Raw genomic sequence first — 16,131 nt, forward strand, 5'->3', positions numbered from 1 at the left:
TTTATTATTTACCTACATCTTTTATAAATACACATCTCCAGAAATTAAATATGCTTTATTCATAACCCTTGTAGAGTCGTAGCAATGCTACGTCTCTACATTATTTTTCGGAGATGTTTAATATATTAAAGCCAAGCAGAGAAATCTCTGGCAAACTGAGACAATGACAACAACTGAATCCGTAGATCGTTTTGGGCAACTTCCCTTTCTGTTTGGGTATTATAGCCCCAATCTGCAAGGAACAGTTTCACATCTTCAAGGTCTGTTTGCTGCTGGACTAACTGCAATGTCTTGAGTCTATCTTCAACAAACCAGAGACTAACTGGCTTGTTTTCTGCTTCTTGCTTTAATTTTCGCAGAATTTCGTACTTAGGACGCTTGACTTCTTTACCAAAAAATAATTCTTTCGGTAAATTAACTCCTTGTTGTTGCAGCAACTGCTGTACAAAACGTACTTCTTTAGTGGTTACAATGTATAGCTTAACTCCACTGTCAAGAGTTAATTTGAGTTTTTCTACGACACCCGGATAAAATCTATGCAGACTTAGCCAACCGTCTAAATCCGTGCTAATCCATTCATCCCGTTGGTTATCTAGTTTTGCAGCAATTTCTTTTGCTTGTAACTTATCATTTAACAAAAGTTGTGGAGCGATGCTTAACCATTCATGAAGAATTTTCTCATCAGAAATTCCATCTACTAGCGCTTTGATTAAAACTGGCATTTCCCAACCTGTTTCAATTACAGGCCGTAAGCGATAGAATCTCAAAGCTAAGTCATCTGCTGGTGTGTCGTTAGCTGGCGACCAAATTTCACAGTAGGTACGCCACGCCACCTCAAAATATTCAATTAGTCCATCGCAAATCACTCCATCAAAATCCAGGGCTAAAATTGTGGGACTACTTGCGGTCATTGTTTTGAGGATGAAACTGCTGTTGTCAGCTTACCCGACAAATTTAAATTATGCAGTAATTTTTGTTAGTCTTTTATAATTTATAATTGGCTCAAAAAGTATGGTGGCATTGTCTAATCTAATTTAAAATTGATAGCTTAACGAGGATCTACAGCAGGTTTGCGATCGACTAAACGAACTTGGTTTTGCTTGACTACTACAGTGATCAGTGGTAGAGAACGTTTTGCAGGGCCATGAATCACTCGACCCTGAGAATCGTATTGAGATCCATGACAAGGACAAATAAAGTGATTTTTCTCAAGATCCCACTCAACTGTACATCCTAAATGGGTACAAGTTGGATTGATAGCGTACTCAGCAATTTTTGGCCCGTCTTGAATGATGAGATAATCAACGCTATTGTTTGGCAAGCCTTTTACAAGAATCGGAATTCCAGGCTTCGCGGTTGTCAATAGTGCATTAGTTTCAATTTTCTTGCCGTCTTTGTCGAGTGCCTCAGATCCGGGAAGATAATTTTCACAGCGCGAATTCTTTGGATACAGAGAGCAAAGGGTTTCTAAGCCGATCTCACGACTTTGGCTGACTTTGGGAAATAGATATCCGATCGCTACTGATGCGACTGTACCACCTAGCGTGTAAGTTAAAAAATCCCGGCGCGTTTTTATCCTAGCTGAAATTTTGCCATTAGGAGAATAATTTTCTTTCATGACCCGATTTACCAAGAAAGGTCTACTAATATAGTACGGTGCGATCGCAATGACGAATGCGATTCAAGATCGATTAATTGAGTTATCGCCTAAAGATAGAGATAAATTTACTTAGAAGGCATCGCAAACAGTTGCATAGTTGGATTAATCAAGAGATTAAAACTATCCCCATAGATAAGCGCAAACTTGTAACAACCCATGATGCATTCCAATATTATGGACGTGCTTATGTGATTGCGATCGCAGGTACTTTAATTGGTTTTAGTATCGAAGAACAACCAAGCGCTCAAACAGTCCAGAGATCAGTTGATTGAGTCAATTAAAAAGATCGGCGTTCCCACAATTTTTTCTGAAACTACAATTAACCCAGCTTTAATTAAAACTGTTGCTCAAGAAGTAGGAGTGAAATTAGTACTAAATCAACTTGACTCTGATTCAATTGGTACAAAGGTAAGTCCAGGAGATTCTTATATCAAAATGATGGAGACAAATACCCGTAGTATTGTAGAAGCGTTGGGGGAAAATATATGCCATTTCAACTAAAGAAGTAAATTCATCAGAGAAAATCTCTAACCTAAGACGTGTTCTTCTTAAAGTCTCTCTAGAGAAAGAAGTTTTTGTATTCTCGATTTTTTAAAGTGTTATTTAGTAGAGCTAGATTTTCAATATCGCAAAAAGCCATGACTGATAAAACTCAAGAAAATAAAATTAATCAACCAGTAAGTGAAGATACAAATTTACGCGAAGAAGCAAATGTTAATGAAAGAAACTTAACAGCGAATCCAGGAGATAAAATTTCTGATGAGCCTGAATCTGTTGAAGAAAAGGCTAAACAGGTAGCTGTGGATGATGTACCAGACATTACAGGGGACAAAATTACAGTCCCGACTTACTTTGTTGTGGATGAACCCGACGGCGAAAAGAAAGCACTCCACCACGTTAAAGATGCTGAAGAAATTTCCGATGTAATTCGGCAAGCACGAGTTGACGAAAATGGAAACAGAGTTTGGTGGTAGTCATTCATTAAACAGATACGGATACGTGGAGAGTTGGTTGTTTGCGTGTCCGTATCTGTCTTCTTGGATCGACCATCTAGTTTTCCCTGGATGAAGGCTAATGGTAGATGTCACAAGTACCAAAGAATTGACATATTGGACTACGCTAGAAATAAAAAATGAAATTTTAGAACTTATTAAAGTTAAAGACCGCAATCTAGAGACGTTAAAAGCCAAAGTAGAATTTTATAAAAATGAATTAGCACCATATTTTGCAGAGTTGAGCCGACGCAATCTCTATATAAATAATGACTTTCGGTTAGTTAAGATTCAATGAGAAGCAACACAGCCACCAAATTATACAATAGCTGTTTGTAGACCTTGAACTAACAAAGTTATTTAATGTTATGCTGCCACTACAACAACAAATTATTTCTCTCGACAGCTATAATTACCTACTATTCTTACCAAATGGCGGCAATGTCTACGACGGGCTACGTCTACGCCACGAAATACAACAGCTACTTTTGCCAACAATCCTATTCTTACACGGTGCGGGTGAAAGAGGTTCTTACTTAAATCATGTAAAAACGAAAGGTGTTGCCAAGGTTGTAGAAGAACAGCCAGATTTTCCTTTCATTGTCATTTCTCCCCAATGTCCGCGCGGTGAATATTGGAATATAGAGCGATTAAATACCCTGCTGGATGAGGTGATTACATCCTATCCTGTCGATCCAGATCGGGTTTACCTGACCGGTTTAAGTATGGGTGGTTACGGAACATGGCATTTAGCGGCAGCACAGCCAGAACAATTTGCTGCGATCGCGCCTATTTGTGGGGGTGGTAATCCAGCCCAAGCAGGTAAGTTGAAAAATCTTCCCGTGTGGGCATTTCACGGAGCCAAAGATAATGTTGTTCCCTTAAGTGAGTCTGAAATCATGGTTTCTGCACTCAAAGCCCACGACGGGAATGTAAAATTTACAGTTTACCCAGAAGCTGAACACGACTCATGGACGCAGACATACAATAACCCAGAGTTATATGAGTGGTTTTTGCAACATTGGCGGCAGTAAACTGTGGTTTAAAGATGGTTTTGTTTGCATTTGAATACTCTCCAAATTAGAATCTTGAGTTGTATTTTTTCAATGTCCCATGAATCCTTTGAGATGGTAAAAGTACCTCACCCAATGTTAGAACCTTTGTGAGATATTGCCGTTTATGCCGCGTAATTGGATAAAGTCGAGCTTACTTGACGATCGATTTCTGTTTGTGTTTGCGTAAAATTGTTTTGCTTGTACCCCAGACACCTAGAGCTAGTATTCCTAATGTTAAGGAGGGTTCAGGAATAGAGTCAAGTCGGCGAAACTCAATCGGCGTAGCGACAAGTAAATTACCATTGGCTCCAAAAATCTTGTCTAAAGAATCGATGCCATCTTTGGAGACAGTTACACTAGAAATTACTTTACCACCAGAACTGGTTGGACAGCCATTAGGAGAGTTATTCCCGATATAATCAATCGGTTCCCATAAAAGTTCCAAGTTGCAGCTTGTTCCCAAAACTTTGCTAGAGTCAATAATATGTTCCGAATCTGGTCGATTACATAATCCAGTCACAGAATAGTTTGTATCAAAGGCACGAATACTGAGATTTACTGCTGAATTCTCTTGGTTAAAAGAATAAAGACGGAAGCGATTAATACTTTTTTGTTCAAGATAAATATTCTCTGTTCCACTTGCAGGGTTGGCATTGGTCAATTCCACACTACAACTTGATAGAGTAATAAGTGGAATAGAAGGGTTTGTTGCCACTTGTTGGGAATTATCGAACAAACCAGTAAACCACTGTGTAACTTGCTTAACCTGTATGTCAAGCGGTGGCTTAGTAACAGCAGTAGCGCAAGTTGCCTGGGCAAATGTAAATGCTGAAAATATGGCTGTCAGAATATATACTTTGACGAAATTCATAAATTAATACAATATCTGAAATTTCAAAGTATTTTATCTTACTTTTGCTGCGACACAATGCCCAGATAGCTAGCTGACATCCTTCAGCACCGCTACCAATTTTTTAATATGTGCTTCTTCATGAGTTGCCATGACAGATATTCTGATTCGACTTGTAGGCACTGTGGGAGGACGAATTGCTGGAGCAAAAATGCCAGCATCTTTTAGCTGTTTTCCAACTTTGAGGGCATCTTTAGCATTAGGTAATTGAAAACATAATATGGGTGATTCAGAAGGCAGCAATTTTAAGTTAGGTAATTGTTGTTGCAGCAAAGTTTTCAAGTAATGTATGTTGCTCCACAATTGGACGCGGTGTTGCGGTTCTTGTTGCACTATTTTGATTGCTGCTAAGGCGGCGGCTGTATCAGCAGGTGAAAGCCCAGTGGTATAAATCCAACTGGGTGCGCGGTTCCGCAAAAAGTCAATTAAGGCGCTACTTCCCGCTACATATCCGCCTAAGCTACCCAAAGCTTTACTCAAAGTACCAATTTGAATTAATTGCTTTCCTGTACACCCAAAATGCTCAACACACCCAGCGCCAGTTTTTCCTAGTACTCCGGTAGCATGAGCTTCATCAACTAGCAGCATACAGCTAAATTCATCAGCAATATCCAACAGCGCAGGCAATGGACATAAATCGCCGTCCATGCTGAAGACAGTATCAGTAAGAATCAAACAGCGTCGGTAATTTTGTCGTTGTTGACTCAACTGAGTTTTTAGGACTTCAACATCACAGTGCGGATATTCTACAACTGCTGCACCGCTAAGAATCGCTCCATTTTTCAAACTGGAATGATTGTACTGGTCAGATAAAATTAAATCACGCTTGCCCACAAGGGCGGTAATTGCCCCCAAATTGGCTAGATACCCGGAACTAAATACCAAGGCATCTTCTGTTTGTTTGGTAGATGCGATCGCCTTTTCTAACTCCCGATGTAATTCTCGATGCCCACTGAGTAATCTAGAACCAGTACTACCAGTGCCAAATTCAGCGATCGCAGCAGTTGCGGCTGCCATCAACCGCTCATCACCAGCTAATCCCAAATAGTCATTACTGGCAAAATTAATTACCTCTTGCCCAGCTAAAACCACCGTTGCACCCGGACGACCGTTGATAGGTTGTACCGAACGATACCAGTCTGCCCCATGAATTGTTGCTAAGGACTGTTCTAGCCAAGCATAAGGATCGATTGGGGATTGGGGATTGGGGATTGGGCATTGGGAATTGGGCATGGGGGGAGAATGACAAATGACAAATGACAATTAAACTTGTTCGCTACTGAGATGAGCGATCGCTTGTTTAATCCAATCTTCGACGTAGGCATCTTTGGGTAAGCCGATGTCTTCACTCACTACATGTAGGGCGTGACTGACTTCATGGGCAGTATATCCCAGGGCGAAGAGGGTCATTTGCACCTCTTCGAGAATTCCTGGTGCTGGCCCGCCTGTGGCGACGAAGAACCCGGCTGATTTGCGCCACTCGACTAATTTGCTTTTCAGTTCCAAACAGATGCGCTCTGCGATTTTTTTACCGACACCTGGAGCCTGAATTAAGATTTGTGTATTGCCAGCGATAATTGCTTGGACTAAATCTGGTAGTTCCAGAGTGTCCAGGAGGGCGATCGCTAAGGCTGCACCAATTCCTGTGACAGTCAGCAAGTGACGAAATAAATCGCGTTCGGATGGCGAAGCAAAGCCATATAGAAAAGGCACTTCTTCCCGAATTTGGAAATGGGTAAAAATTTGCGCCACTCCTCCCGACTCTGGTAACTGGTTTGCTAGCCGTTGGGGAACTTGCAAATCATACCCCAAGCCATTTACTTCCAGAGTCAGAATCACGCGATTAGCGCCAATTGTTTGGATACCAGCGACTATACCTTTTAGATAACTAATCATTACAAGAGACCAAAATAATTTAAACCTTCAATAATTCCACCTGCACAAAAACCTTTTGCGAGGTAGCGATGCGTAGCGGGATGCTCATCGTGCCATTGGATTAACTCTTTTCGGGCATTTCCGACGATGATTCCCCGTTCGTTGCCTACAGCAAATAAAGCAATATCATTACCCGAATCACCACAGACAACTGTTTGTTCTGCTGCAAATTTCCACTTCTGGCGTAAAAACTGCATTGCCTGACCTTTATCGCTGCTATGGGGTACAATGTCAAGGTCAATACCGCTACTGTAGATTAACTTTACATTTAATTTAGATTTCTGCAACTCTGTTTCAAGTTGTGGTAGAACATTTGCAGATGCATCTTGCTCTAAAAAAAAGCTTACTTTGAAAGGACGCTGTTCTGAATCTGGTTGCCGAACTAACTCACGGTATTTCTGGGTAATAGATAATACAGTTTCCCGTTGCCATCCCGGAGAGAGGATTTCTGACCAATCTGAGTCTGGAGTATCAGTACCATTGAGATAAATTTCAGTCCCCACAGAAAGGACGAGGGCATCTGGTTGTAAGAGATTTTTTTGACCTTGGAGTTCTTTGTAAAGTACAGGCGATCGCCCGGTAGAATAAACAATTTTAGTGCCGTATTCTTGGCGATGTTTCTTCAGCAGTTGATTCAGTTCTGGTAAAGCGCTGTCATCGCCTACTGTACGATATACAAGCGTATCATCTAAGTCGGTTACAAACAGAAATGGTTTCATGATTAGAACTCTTGCAAAATTTCGTTATTCTACCGCGTGAAGGGAATTTTGCAAGAAGTTTACTAAAAATAAAATAAGTTTAAACTTGCGTTTACTGATAACCTAGAAATAATTTTTCATATTGCTTGATTGTATAGCGGTTTCCATTCAGATGCGGTACAAGATTAATCGCCAAGTGTAAGGGCACGGCATGACCTCACTCAACCGAGAACCGCTATAGGTGCGATCGCAATTGCGAATGCTAGTCTAAGTTCCTAACTATAAATCCAAGGCTCTCGCTCTTGCCCTTGAATCGATTGTACAGTTCCAAACCTTTCCTCAAGTTTCCGTGGTAAAGTGCGTATGCCAAAGATGTAAACGCAAGATTCTTCGGGTTGAAGTGTCAAAACACGAACTCTGGCTTCGTTATCTTGTAAACGCTCCATGAAAATAGATGCACAGATTTCAACATCTTCAGAAAGTTCAGGCTACCAAATTAGAGAGCAACTATATTAAGGAACGCTCTTGAGCATGAGCCTCAACTAACTGCCGGACAATCGCTAACCCCAATCCTAACCCGCCATATTTGCGAGTAATTGAGACATCTTCTTGGCGAAATGATTCAAAAATATACGGGAGAAATTCATGGTTAATGCCTTTGCCAGTGTCACTGACAATAATCTGCGCTTGATCGTTGACTCGCTCTAGTCGGATTTCTACCCGTCCTCCGTTGGGTGTAAACTTGATAGCGTTGGAAAGTAAGTTCCAAACGATTTGTTGCAAGCGGTTGGAATCTCCAGAGACTTGCCCAATCTTTGGCAGTACTGGATGCAAAGCAATTGATTTGGCAATCGCTGCTGTATTTACTGTGTCGATCGCAGATTCAATCACAAATGCCAGATTTACAGGAGTAGCATCTATGCTAAGTTTACCCCGCAGAATCTTGGCAACATCAAGCAAGTCATCAATCAGTTGAGTTTGCAGTTTAGCGTTGCGTTCGATGGTGGCTAAGGTTTCGGCTGTTTTAGCTTCATTTTTGCGGGTTTGTAGCAGTTTTGTGCAGCCCAAAATCGGGTTGAGAGGCGATCGCAATTTGTCAAATTAATCGTCTCATCAGTCATTTTCCGCTTCTCAAACTCCTCATTTGGGGATTAAGCACAAGGAAGATTTAAATATGAGTAAAAACAGAGATTTCCTAAAAATTATTTGTTTTTAGCTGTTTAGCTTTTTAATTATATTTAACTGACTAATTTGACTCACCCTCTCGACTCAGACTTCTACTCTTCGCTTAATGTTTCAATCAACAAATCCACCTGCTGCTGTCGCTGCTGCAAAAAACTTTCACACTGACGTAAATACTCCACAGCACTTGCAAATTGATCGAACACAGCTTCTAATTCCAACTCACCCGCCTCAATGCGAGTAATAATTCCCTCTATTTCAGCAACCTTCGCCTCATAATTCCAACCTTCCATCGAATCAGAATTAGAAGCACTTTTACGTTTAATCATTAATCTCTCTGTGTCCTCTGCGCCTCTGCGGTTCATTTACTTCCATAACCTTCACTTTAACGCCACCCTGCCCCAACTGAATCACCAACTCTTCCCCCACAGCCAACTCCGCCGCCGAACGAGCGATCGCGCCATCTTCCCTTCTCACCACCGCATAACCACGCTGTAACACCGCTTTCGGGTCAAGACTAGCCAACTTTTGCCGCAATAACTCTAAATACTGCGTTGCTTGTTGCGATCGCCCCGTGGTAATTTGTACCAAATGCTGACGCTTCCAAGCTAGCTTTGCCAATTCCTGCTGCACTTGCCGATCTAACCGCAACCGTCGCAAACGATTCCGTAATCCTTGCAGTTTATTCTCAGCAGTTTCCCAAGAGTCATGCATCACCTCATGTAAAGCCACAACTCGCTGCCGATGTTCACTATACAACTCTGAAAGGGCTGGCACAACCATTTCCGCCGCCGCAGTTGGTGTATGCACACAGACATCTGCAACTAAATCCGCCAAAGATTCATCTCGTTGATGGCCAATACCAGTAATTACCGGAATAGAACAAATAGCAAGCGATCGCACTACTCGTTCATCATTAAAACAGGCCAACTCTTCCACCGCGCCACCACCCCGCGATAAAATTAGCACTTCGGCGCGTCCATCTCTTTCCACCCGCTCAATCGCTTTCACGATAGATTCCGGCGCTTGCTCACCTTGTACAGTCGCCGGAGAAAATAAAACGTGTAAACCTGGATACCTTTGTTTGAGAGTTTTTTGAATATCACCCCAAGCCGCAGCCGTTGGGGAAGTGACAACAGCGATCGTTTGCGGGTGAATGGGGAGCGATCGCTTTCTTTGCGCGTCGAACAATCCCTCAGCCAGCAAGCGATTTTTTAATTGTTGATAGCGCAACGCCTGTAAACCCACACCAGCAGGTAAAGTCTGCCAAACTGATAACTGATATTCTCCCCGTTGTGGATACAGGCGAATACTACCCAAAATAATTATCTGCTCACCAGCAACTGGCATTTGGGCGAGTTTTGACAATTGGCTATTCCATACCACACATTTAATTCCGGCGGTGCGATCGGTATCTTGCAGCGTAAAAAATAAACCACTGCGATGATGGTTAGCACTGGAAACTTCGCCAGTTACCCAAACTTGCCGTAATTGTTCATCTTGCTCTAACAGCAAGCGGATATAGTCAGTTAATCCAGAAACTGAAAGTGCAGTATTGAGAATGAGTGAGTCGGGAAGGTCGGAAGTCATCAAAGATGCCTGAAAGCATTCGTGCTGGAGCGATTCTAGCATTTTTAACGAAAACAGAAATTAGCTTCAACGCCAAATGCTACAAGCTTTATGACAAAATTTGGAAAAGCTTAAAGCCCCGAACATAATTGTTTTGCGCTCTTACAAAATTCTAGTCTGTTTTGAAGCAGGAGTAATACCGATAGAAACTGCTTCTGCAATGAGTTTTGCAGCACTGGAGACAATGGATTATACCTTGATTACACTTATTGCGATCGCTTTTGACTAATCCTTACTCAGATTTTGGTCTTTTCCTAGCAAACAAACTAGTCATACTTAACCCAGTAACCAACAACCCTAATAGTCCTAGTCCGTTCAAAATCGGGTAGATTCCCTCTAAACCCAAGATTTCACCACGATGGATCGAAAGTAGTAGACTACGCGGAACTCCGATGTTAGCTGACCACTCACCTACTAGGGTAGCTGCAATACCAGTTAACAATGTTACAGCAAGTGGTAAAGCCAAAATAATCGCCAGAATCCGGTGGTACTTGCGAAATGAACGCATTATCCAAAATCTCCAGTGGAAACTATAGCAGTTTGCAACTTGATCAGGTACAGAACTATTTGTCTCAAAGCCAGATATAAAGACTTTTTTCCTGATTTCTCTTGTATTTTGACTCCTGCTTTATGTTAGTTCTGCCTCACTTTTTAGAAACAGTGGCGATATTTGTCTCAAGTGTTTGTAACCCCTTAAGAGATTTCGCTTTATCTTTTGCTTTCAGCGAACCCTTCACTTGGGTTGCAGCATCTTCAATGACATTATAGGTTTTTGAAGATTTAGTTTTGACACCATCCTCAACCTTAGACCAAGAGTTTTCAAACTTATTAAATTCCTGTTGACCTTTGTCAAAGTTTCCGGCTTGCACCGCAGTTTTTGTATTTGTAAGGACACCGACCAAAGTATCAAAACCTCCTTGTGTAGCACCAGGAGTTTTAGATACTGTTGTCGCCGCAGTGTTTTCAGTGGTAGCAGGAGTCTGGGTAGCAGATTTTTGATCGCTGTTGCATCCTCCCAATGTTAGTAAGCTAATTGCAGTAACCGGGATAATGTAGATTAAGCGTTTCATAAGACCTCTTGAATAATCATAAACCGCCAACTAATGACGGTATCAGCTACTATATCAGCTAAAGTTGCTGGAGACGCAGCAGATGGTATGCAAGTTTTTCTCTGTGTCAATACTGCAATATTTTATCCAATTTATGACTTACACAAATAATAGTAGTGGCAATTCCTGAATTGCCACTACTGCGGATGGTTTTGTGTAAGTCCTACTGAATTGTTGACTGCTAAAATTTCTTGAATAGAGTTGACAAATCCTTTTAACTCTAAAATTAAGTTATTAGCCTCTCTAAGGTCTTGATGGTAAGCTAATTTTTCTAGTTTATCAGCGACTAGATACATAGCTGTGGCTCCAATGTTGGCAGTAGCACCTTTGAGATGATGAGTTTCTCGCATAATTTGCCCAAAATCATGAGATGCGATCGCAGCAATAATTATCTCTAGCCGGGGTTTAATATCTTCAAGGGATACTTCTAATAGATTTAATTCAAATTCTGGGTCATTCCCTGATATCTGATGCAAGTGTTCCCAATCAATTACTAAGTTAGATGTGTCGTTGTTTGTGATGGAAACTGTCTGTTCATCAACAACTGGCTCTTGTTTTGAGCGGATCACACCTGTCCAATGCTCTAGAGTTGCAGCCAATTGTTCTTTAAATACTGGCTTACTGAGATAGTCATCCATTCCGGCATTAAGACACATTTGCTCGTCTTCTTTCATCGCATTAGCCGTCATCGCAATCACCACAGGACGACGACGCAGAGCGAAAGCATCCTCTTGCCAACGATGAATTTCTTTTGTGGTTTCCAAACCGTCGAGAATTGGCATTTGGCAATCCATTAAAATTAAATCGTAAGGAATGTTTTCTAATAGCTGCAAGACTTCCTTACCATTGGCAACGACATCGGCTTTGTAGCCCAAACTCTGGAGTTGCTTTAAAGCAACTTTTTGATTCACCAAATTATCTTCAGCTAAGAGAATCCTTAACTTGGATTGAGTAGAGGAATCAGGATAAGAGGAAGTAAAAATGCTGGAAGTTTCTGTACTTGAAATTTCTTTGTTAGCCTCTAGCATTTTTTCTTTAGCCCCTGCTTCTGGTTTCGGCTGAGTTTTTAGAATATTCATGATGGTATCGAGGAGTCGAGAGGATTTGACGGGTTTGACTAAATAAGCAGAAAATCCTATTTTGGCTGCCCGTTGCAATTGGGCGCGTTGATCGATAGAGGTGACTAGAATCAAAGGGAGGTGAGCAATTGCAGAATTGGCTTTAATTTGTTTTTCTAAAGTCATGCCAGAAGTTTGAGCTATTTGCATATCTACCAAGACGACATCATAAGAATTGCCATGCTCAGAAGCTTCCTGAATTGCAATGAGTGCAGCTTCAACACTCTCAGATCGATCTACCTGCATTCCCCAACCAGTAGCTTGATGATAGATAATTTTGCAATTAGTAGCATTATTATCCACCACTAATAAGCGGCGATTGTTCAAAAGTCCGCGATCGCCGTTGTCGTTGTTAGAACATGTTGCAGACAAGCCATCATCTTTTGGCAAAACAGGCTCAAGTTGTTTGACAAAAGGTATCTCAAACCAAAACTTAGATCCTTTCCCCATCTGACTTTCCACCCCAATGACTCCTCCCATCAAAGTCACCAGTTGTTTGCAGATGGCTAATCCCAAACCGGTACCACCATACTTGCGAGTGATAGAAGCATCCACTTGGGTAAATGGCGTAAAGAGTTTGCGTTGGTCTTCAGGGCTAATACCTAGACCTGTATCTGTGATGGCAAAATGGATAGTGGCTCTAGTGGAAGAAAGGGATTGTTTTGCCAAGGGCGATCGCAATTCTACTTTGACTACGACTTCACCAAAGCTTGTGAACTTGATCGCGTTGCTGATTAGGTTGATTAGAATTTGCCGTAACCTACAAGCATCGCCTTTGAGGTGGTTAGGGACGTTGCCATCGATTAGTGCAGCAATTTCTAATCCCTTATTATGGGCTGATGAAGCCAATAATTCCACCACTTCTTCAACACAAGTGGATAAGTCAAAATCTAGAGTTTCGAGAATCATCTCTCCCGCCTCAAGTTTAGAAAGATCCAAAATCTCGTTGATTAAACTTAAAAGGGCATCTCCACTAATCCGAATTGTTTCAATAAAATCTCGTTGTTCTGGATTTAAAGGAGTATCTAACATCAAACCAGTCATCCCCAACACAGCATTCATGGGAGTGCGAATTTCATGACTCATATTTGCCAAAAAAGCACTTTTAGTCTGAGAAGCTAATTCAGCTTGGCGACGGGCAATTTCGAGTTCTTGTCGCTGGCGAGTTTCTGCTTTTAAAAGTTGAGCTTGGGCTAAAGCAATACCTACCTGGTCGGCTATTTGCCGCAAGAGATGAGTTTCAAAAGTAGACCATTGGTGAGAATCATCACATTGGTGGACTATGAGCAAACCGCCAAGTTCTTCTTTGACCAAAATAGGTACAACAAAGTTGACTTTCACCCCAAAGTGTTGGATTAATTTCAGGTCACTTTGTTGGACTTCGAGTAAATTTAACTCAGCTAGTCCTAAAATTTTTCCTTGACGGTACTGCTGTAGATAGTACTGTTGCAGGTATTCTGCTCGCAAGTAAGGGGCGGTGATGTTTTCCTCTTTGATTGCTGGTAAGCCAGAAATTACTGCTTCAACAACGGTGGTTGCCGACTCATCTGGTAAAAACTGATAAATCAAAACTCGGTCAGTTTGGAGAATCTTTTGCACTTCCTTGACAGTGATTTCGAGAATTTCTTCGATTTGCAAAGATTGGCGAATTTTGAGGGTGATTTCGGTGAAAAGTTGCGATCGCAAGTTTTGGCGTTGTAATTCCTCTTCAGCCCGCTTACGCTGCATAAATTGACCCACTTGCTCACCAATAGAATTCATCGTGTTGATTAAATCTTGGTCAAGAGGTTTAATTTCACGATTGAAGCAGGTAATTACACCCAGGATGTTGTTACCAGTGCGGATCGGAAAACCGAAAGCTGTGTGTAGTCCTATTTGAGCCGCGATTTTGAAGTGAGGAAAATTCAGATCGTTAACGACATCAGGAAGCCAAACAGCCTCAGAACTAGCCCAGACACGCCCAGGTAGCCCAATTCCTTCTATAAATGTGGTTTGCCCCTTCAGTGCTTCAAATTCTTGCGCTTCAAGGGATGCTTGATGCCAAATGGAAAGACAACGCAGCACATTTGCTTGCTGATCGACCATCCAAATTTCACCTAAATCCCATCCCAAACTCTCGCAGATTCCTTGCAAAATTCGGGGTTTAGCCTCCTTGGTTGTGGTAGAATCAGCCAAAACGCGGGTTACAGCATATTGTGCAGTTAAATGCTGTTGTACTCGTTTGCGATCGGTGATGTCAGTGCCAGTGCTAACAATGTATTCCACCGATCCTTCATAGTCTTTTAAAAAGGTATTCGACCAGGCAATTAATCGCCGACTGCCATCCTTCATTACCCAATGGTTCTCATCCTCCAGCAAGCCTCTACCAGTTAGCAATTCCTCAAAAACTGCTTTGACTGACTCTAGTTCTTCAGGAAGTAGGAACAAGTTCCAAAAATATCTACCCCTGACTTCATCAAAGGAGTAACCCGTTATTTGCTCACAAGCTTGATTGAAACGAACGATTTTTCCTTGAGAATCGAGAACTATTACCAACGCACTGGCTGTATCTACAACTGCTGAGATAAAGTTACGTTCTTGATTTAAGGTTTCTTCTGCCCTTTTGCGCTCTGTTACCTCACGATAGATGAAGTAGTAAACTACAGCAAGAACGATAAAACTTAGGCAAATAGCGATCGCAATTGTCATAGTTGTTTTGCGAGTCCAGGCTTGTACTGTTTGTGACAGTTGCTGCCGCCGCTCCCTTTCCTCTTTCTCTATCTCATCGATCGTCTTACGGATATTATCCATAAGATTTTGACTTTTATTTGTCACTAGTACCTGCAATGCCGCCTCTGCTCCTATCTTTTGGCGTAAGTTGATAGTCTGGTTTAGTTCAGTAAATTTAGCTGCGATCAGAAATTCAAGTTTTGCAATCTGCTTTTGTTGGTTTGGTTGATCTGTGGTTAAATTCTTTAATTTGGCAATTTCTCGATCAACGTTGGCAAGGGATGCTTGATAGGGTTTTAGATAAGTTTGTTTTCCAGTAATAATGTAATTACGTTGACCAGTCTCCGCATCATTTATTTGAGATAGTAGTTGTTCTAAACTGTTAATTTTTTGATAAGTATTTTTTATAGTACTGCGGTTGTGAGTAAATACTGTTGTATTTTGATAGGAAACCACACCAATCAAAACTAAAATTACCGATGCTACACCAAAACCTGCTGCAATCTTTAGGAAAAATTGTTTGCTTACCTTCTGCACCTGTTTGCTTTTCTTGGTAACAAGTACCAAACTTGCTAAATTCCGGCGCAATTCCAGTTGCTTGATGATTTGACGGCTTAATGCTCGTAATGCCTCGATCTGATCTGGAGTAAGTTCTCGTGGGATGTAATCAATCACGCACAGAGTTCCGAGAGCGCATCCTTCAGGATTAGTCAGAGGTACACCAGCATAAAATCGAATATTTGGGTCAGATGTAACCAGTGGGTTGGTGACAAACCTTTTGTCATTTGTTGCATCAGGTACAACAAAAACGTCAGGCTGTAAAATAGCATGGCTACAGAATGCTATATCTCGATGTGTTTCTAGGATCTCTAAACCGACTCTTGACTTGAACCACTGGCGATTTGTATCAATTAAGCTTATTAAGGCAATCGGAGTCTGACAAATATACGAGGCTAAACGGGTGAGGTCATCAAAAGCGGCTTCAGATGGTGTGTCGAGAATTTTATACTCCAAAAGTGTCTCAATTCTCTGTGCTTCGTTATCAGGTAATGGTGCTTTCATCCTTAAGCCTTATCTACGGGAACTAGGGATTGGGGACTGGGGATTGGGGATTAGAGACTGGGATTGGAGATT

The 16,131-nt window shown here is 41.5% G+C and carries 16 protein-coding genes and 2 pseudogenes; 5 read left to right on the forward strand and 13 right to left on the reverse strand.

The annotated features are described in order from the left end of the window. Positions 1-125 precede the first annotated feature (125 nt). Positions 126-911 (reverse strand): HAD family hydrolase, encoded by a 786-nt coding sequence (locus V7K38_RS00925; RefSeq protein WP_334854843.1) that lies wholly within the window; start codon positions 909-911, stop codon positions 126-128. 137 nt (positions 912-1,048) lie between these two features. Then, positions 1,049-1,618, reverse strand: a complete 570-nt coding sequence (locus V7K38_RS00930; RefSeq protein ID WP_334854844.1) for a Rieske 2Fe-2S domain-containing protein — start codon at positions 1,616-1,618, stop codon at positions 1,049-1,051. A 40-nt stretch (positions 1,619-1,658) separates the two neighbouring features. Here V7K38_RS00930 and V7K38_RS00935 point away from each other — a divergent pair. The 4 genes and pseudogenes from V7K38_RS00935 to V7K38_RS00950 all read left to right on the forward strand — a co-directional run. Beyond that, positions 1,659-2,169 (forward strand): annotated as a pseudogene (locus V7K38_RS00935) (metal ABC transporter solute-binding protein, Zn/Mn family); the annotation flags it as partial. A gap of 129 nt (positions 2,170-2,298) precedes the next feature. Then, complete coding sequence (locus V7K38_RS00940; RefSeq protein WP_334854845.1) at positions 2,299-2,634, forward strand: hypothetical protein; 336 nt, start codon at positions 2,299-2,301, stop codon at positions 2,632-2,634. 100 nt (positions 2,635-2,734) lie between these two features. Then, positions 2,735-2,950: a hypothetical protein gene (locus V7K38_RS00945; protein WP_334854846.1), complete on the forward strand. Its 216-nt coding sequence runs from the start codon at positions 2,735-2,737 to the stop codon at positions 2,948-2,950. A 70-nt stretch (positions 2,951-3,020) separates the two neighbouring features. Next, positions 3,021-3,686, forward strand: a complete 666-nt coding sequence (locus V7K38_RS00950) for a prolyl oligopeptidase family serine peptidase (RefSeq protein ID WP_334854847.1) — start codon at positions 3,021-3,023, stop codon at positions 3,684-3,686. A gap of 172 nt (positions 3,687-3,858) precedes the next feature. On the opposite strand, the gene V7K38_RS00955 is transcribed toward V7K38_RS00950, so the two are convergent. From V7K38_RS00955 to xseA, 8 genes and pseudogenes are all read right to left on the reverse strand, one after another. Continuing rightward, entirely contained in the window at positions 3,859-4,578 is a 720-nt protein-coding gene (locus V7K38_RS00955) for a chromophore lyase CpcT/CpeT (protein WP_334854848.1), read from the reverse strand. A 69-nt stretch (positions 4,579-4,647) separates the two neighbouring features. Beyond that, positions 4,648-5,850 carry an 8-amino-7-oxononanoate synthase gene (bioF, locus tag V7K38_RS00960; protein WP_334854849.1) on the reverse strand — a complete coding sequence of 401 codons (1,203 nt, stop codon included), beginning with the start codon at positions 5,848-5,850 and terminating at the stop codon, positions 4,648-4,650. A 30-nt stretch (positions 5,851-5,880) separates the two neighbouring features. After that, positions 5,881-6,513 (reverse strand): Holliday junction branch migration protein RuvA, encoded by a 633-nt coding sequence (ruvA, locus tag V7K38_RS00965; protein ID WP_094328759.1) that lies wholly within the window; start codon positions 6,511-6,513, stop codon positions 5,881-5,883. Then, positions 6,513-7,271 (reverse strand): sucrose-phosphate phosphatase, encoded by a 759-nt coding sequence (locus V7K38_RS00970; protein WP_334854850.1) that lies wholly within the window; start codon positions 7,269-7,271, stop codon positions 6,513-6,515. The genes ruvA and V7K38_RS00970 overlap by 1 nt, the downstream gene beginning before the upstream one ends. Positions 7,272-7,525: 254 nt before the next feature. Continuing rightward, positions 7,526-7,696 (reverse strand): hypothetical protein, encoded by a 171-nt coding sequence (locus V7K38_RS00975; protein ID WP_334854851.1) that lies wholly within the window; start codon positions 7,694-7,696, stop codon positions 7,526-7,528. An 85-nt stretch (positions 7,697-7,781) separates the two neighbouring features. Beyond that, positions 7,782-8,345, reverse strand: a pseudogene (locus V7K38_RS00980) (sensor histidine kinase); the annotation flags it as partial. A 182-nt stretch (positions 8,346-8,527) separates the two neighbouring features. Next, positions 8,528-8,761 carry an exodeoxyribonuclease VII small subunit gene (gene xseB / locus V7K38_RS00985; RefSeq protein ID WP_094328767.1) on the reverse strand — a complete coding sequence of 78 codons (234 nt, stop codon included), beginning with the start codon at positions 8,759-8,761 and terminating at the stop codon, positions 8,528-8,530. Continuing rightward, on the reverse strand, positions 8,754-10,022 hold the full coding sequence (gene xseA / locus V7K38_RS00990) for an exodeoxyribonuclease VII large subunit (RefSeq protein ID WP_334854868.1): 1,269 nt from the start codon (positions 10,020-10,022) through the stop codon (positions 8,754-8,756). Before xseA ends, xseB begins: the two co-directional genes overlap by 8 nt. 100 nt (positions 10,023-10,122) lie before the next feature. Between xseA and V7K38_RS00995 the strand changes: the two genes are divergently transcribed. Then, a complete protein-coding gene (locus tag V7K38_RS00995) occupies positions 10,123-10,290 on the forward strand; it encodes a hypothetical protein (protein ID WP_334854852.1) in 168 nt (55 codons plus the stop codon). A 3-nt stretch (positions 10,291-10,293) separates the two neighbouring features. Here the strand turns inward: V7K38_RS00995 and V7K38_RS01000 are convergent, their stop codons facing one another. The 3 genes from V7K38_RS01000 to V7K38_RS01010 form a co-directional block, all read right to left on the reverse strand. Beyond that, entirely contained in the window at positions 10,294-10,569 is a 276-nt protein-coding gene (locus V7K38_RS01000) for a peptidase (RefSeq protein ID WP_334854853.1), read from the reverse strand. A gap of 136 nt (positions 10,570-10,705) precedes the next feature. Next, a complete protein-coding gene (locus tag V7K38_RS01005) occupies positions 10,706-11,131 on the reverse strand; it encodes a DUF4363 domain-containing protein (RefSeq protein ID WP_334854854.1) in 426 nt (141 codons plus the stop codon). A gap of 176 nt (positions 11,132-11,307) precedes the next feature. Then, positions 11,308-16,059, reverse strand: coding sequence for a GAF domain-containing protein (locus tag V7K38_RS01010; RefSeq protein ID WP_334854855.1), 4,752 nt, complete (start codon positions 16,057-16,059; stop codon positions 11,308-11,310). Positions 16,060-16,131 lie beyond the last annotated feature (72 nt).

Source organism: Nostoc sp., assembly GCF_036917465.1.
In the GTDB taxonomy this organism is placed as follows: Bacteria; Cyanobacteriota; Cyanobacteriia; order Cyanobacteriales; family Nostocaceae; genus Nostoc.

What these genes read in the sequence shown, in the direction of transcription:
- V7K38_RS00925 (WP_334854843.1), bottom strand. Translation starts at nt 911, where the DNA reads ATGACCGCAAGTAGTCCCACAATTTTAGCCCTGGATTTTGATGGAGTG.
- ruvA (WP_094328759.1), bottom strand. Translation starts at nt 6,513, where the DNA reads ATGATTAGTTATCTAAAAGGTATAGTCGCTGGTATCCAAACAATTGGC.
- V7K38_RS00945 (WP_334854846.1), top strand. Translation starts at nt 2,735, where the DNA reads ATGGTAGATGTCACAAGTACCAAAGAATTGACATATTGGACTACGCTA.
- V7K38_RS00940 (WP_334854845.1), top strand. Translation starts at nt 2,299, where the DNA reads ATGACTGATAAAACTCAAGAAAATAAAATTAATCAACCAGTAAGTGAA.
- V7K38_RS01010 (WP_334854855.1), bottom strand. Translation starts at nt 16,059, where the DNA reads ATGAAAGCACCATTACCTGATAACGAAGCACAGAGAATTGAGACACTT.
- V7K38_RS01000 (WP_334854853.1), bottom strand. Translation starts at nt 10,569, where the DNA reads ATGCGTTCATTTCGCAAGTACCACCGGATTCTGGCGATTATTTTGGCT.
- V7K38_RS00975 (WP_334854851.1), bottom strand. Translation starts at nt 7,696, where the DNA reads ATGGAGCGTTTACAAGATAACGAAGCCAGAGTTCGTGTTTTGACACTT.
- V7K38_RS00930 (WP_334854844.1), bottom strand. Translation starts at nt 1,618, where the DNA reads ATGAAAGAAAATTATTCTCCTAATGGCAAAATTTCAGCTAGGATAAAA.
- V7K38_RS00955 (WP_334854848.1), bottom strand. Translation starts at nt 4,578, where the DNA reads ATGAATTTCGTCAAAGTATATATTCTGACAGCCATATTTTCAGCATTT.
- bioF (WP_334854849.1), bottom strand. Translation starts at nt 5,850, where the DNA reads ATGCCCAATTCCCAATGCCCAATCCCCAATCCCCAATCCCCAATCGAT.
- V7K38_RS00950 (WP_334854847.1), top strand. Translation starts at nt 3,021, where the DNA reads ATGCTGCCACTACAACAACAAATTATTTCTCTCGACAGCTATAATTAC.
- V7K38_RS01005 (WP_334854854.1), bottom strand. Translation starts at nt 11,131, where the DNA reads ATGAAACGCTTAATCTACATTATCCCGGTTACTGCAATTAGCTTACTA.
- V7K38_RS00970 (WP_334854850.1), bottom strand. Translation starts at nt 7,271, where the DNA reads ATGAAACCATTTCTGTTTGTAACCGACTTAGATGATACGCTTGTATAT.
- xseA (WP_334854868.1), bottom strand. Translation starts at nt 10,022, where the DNA reads ATGACTTCCGACCTTCCCGACTCACTCATTCTCAATACTGCACTTTCA.
- xseB (WP_094328767.1), bottom strand. Translation starts at nt 8,761, where the DNA reads ATGATTAAACGTAAAAGTGCTTCTAATTCTGATTCGATGGAAGGTTGG.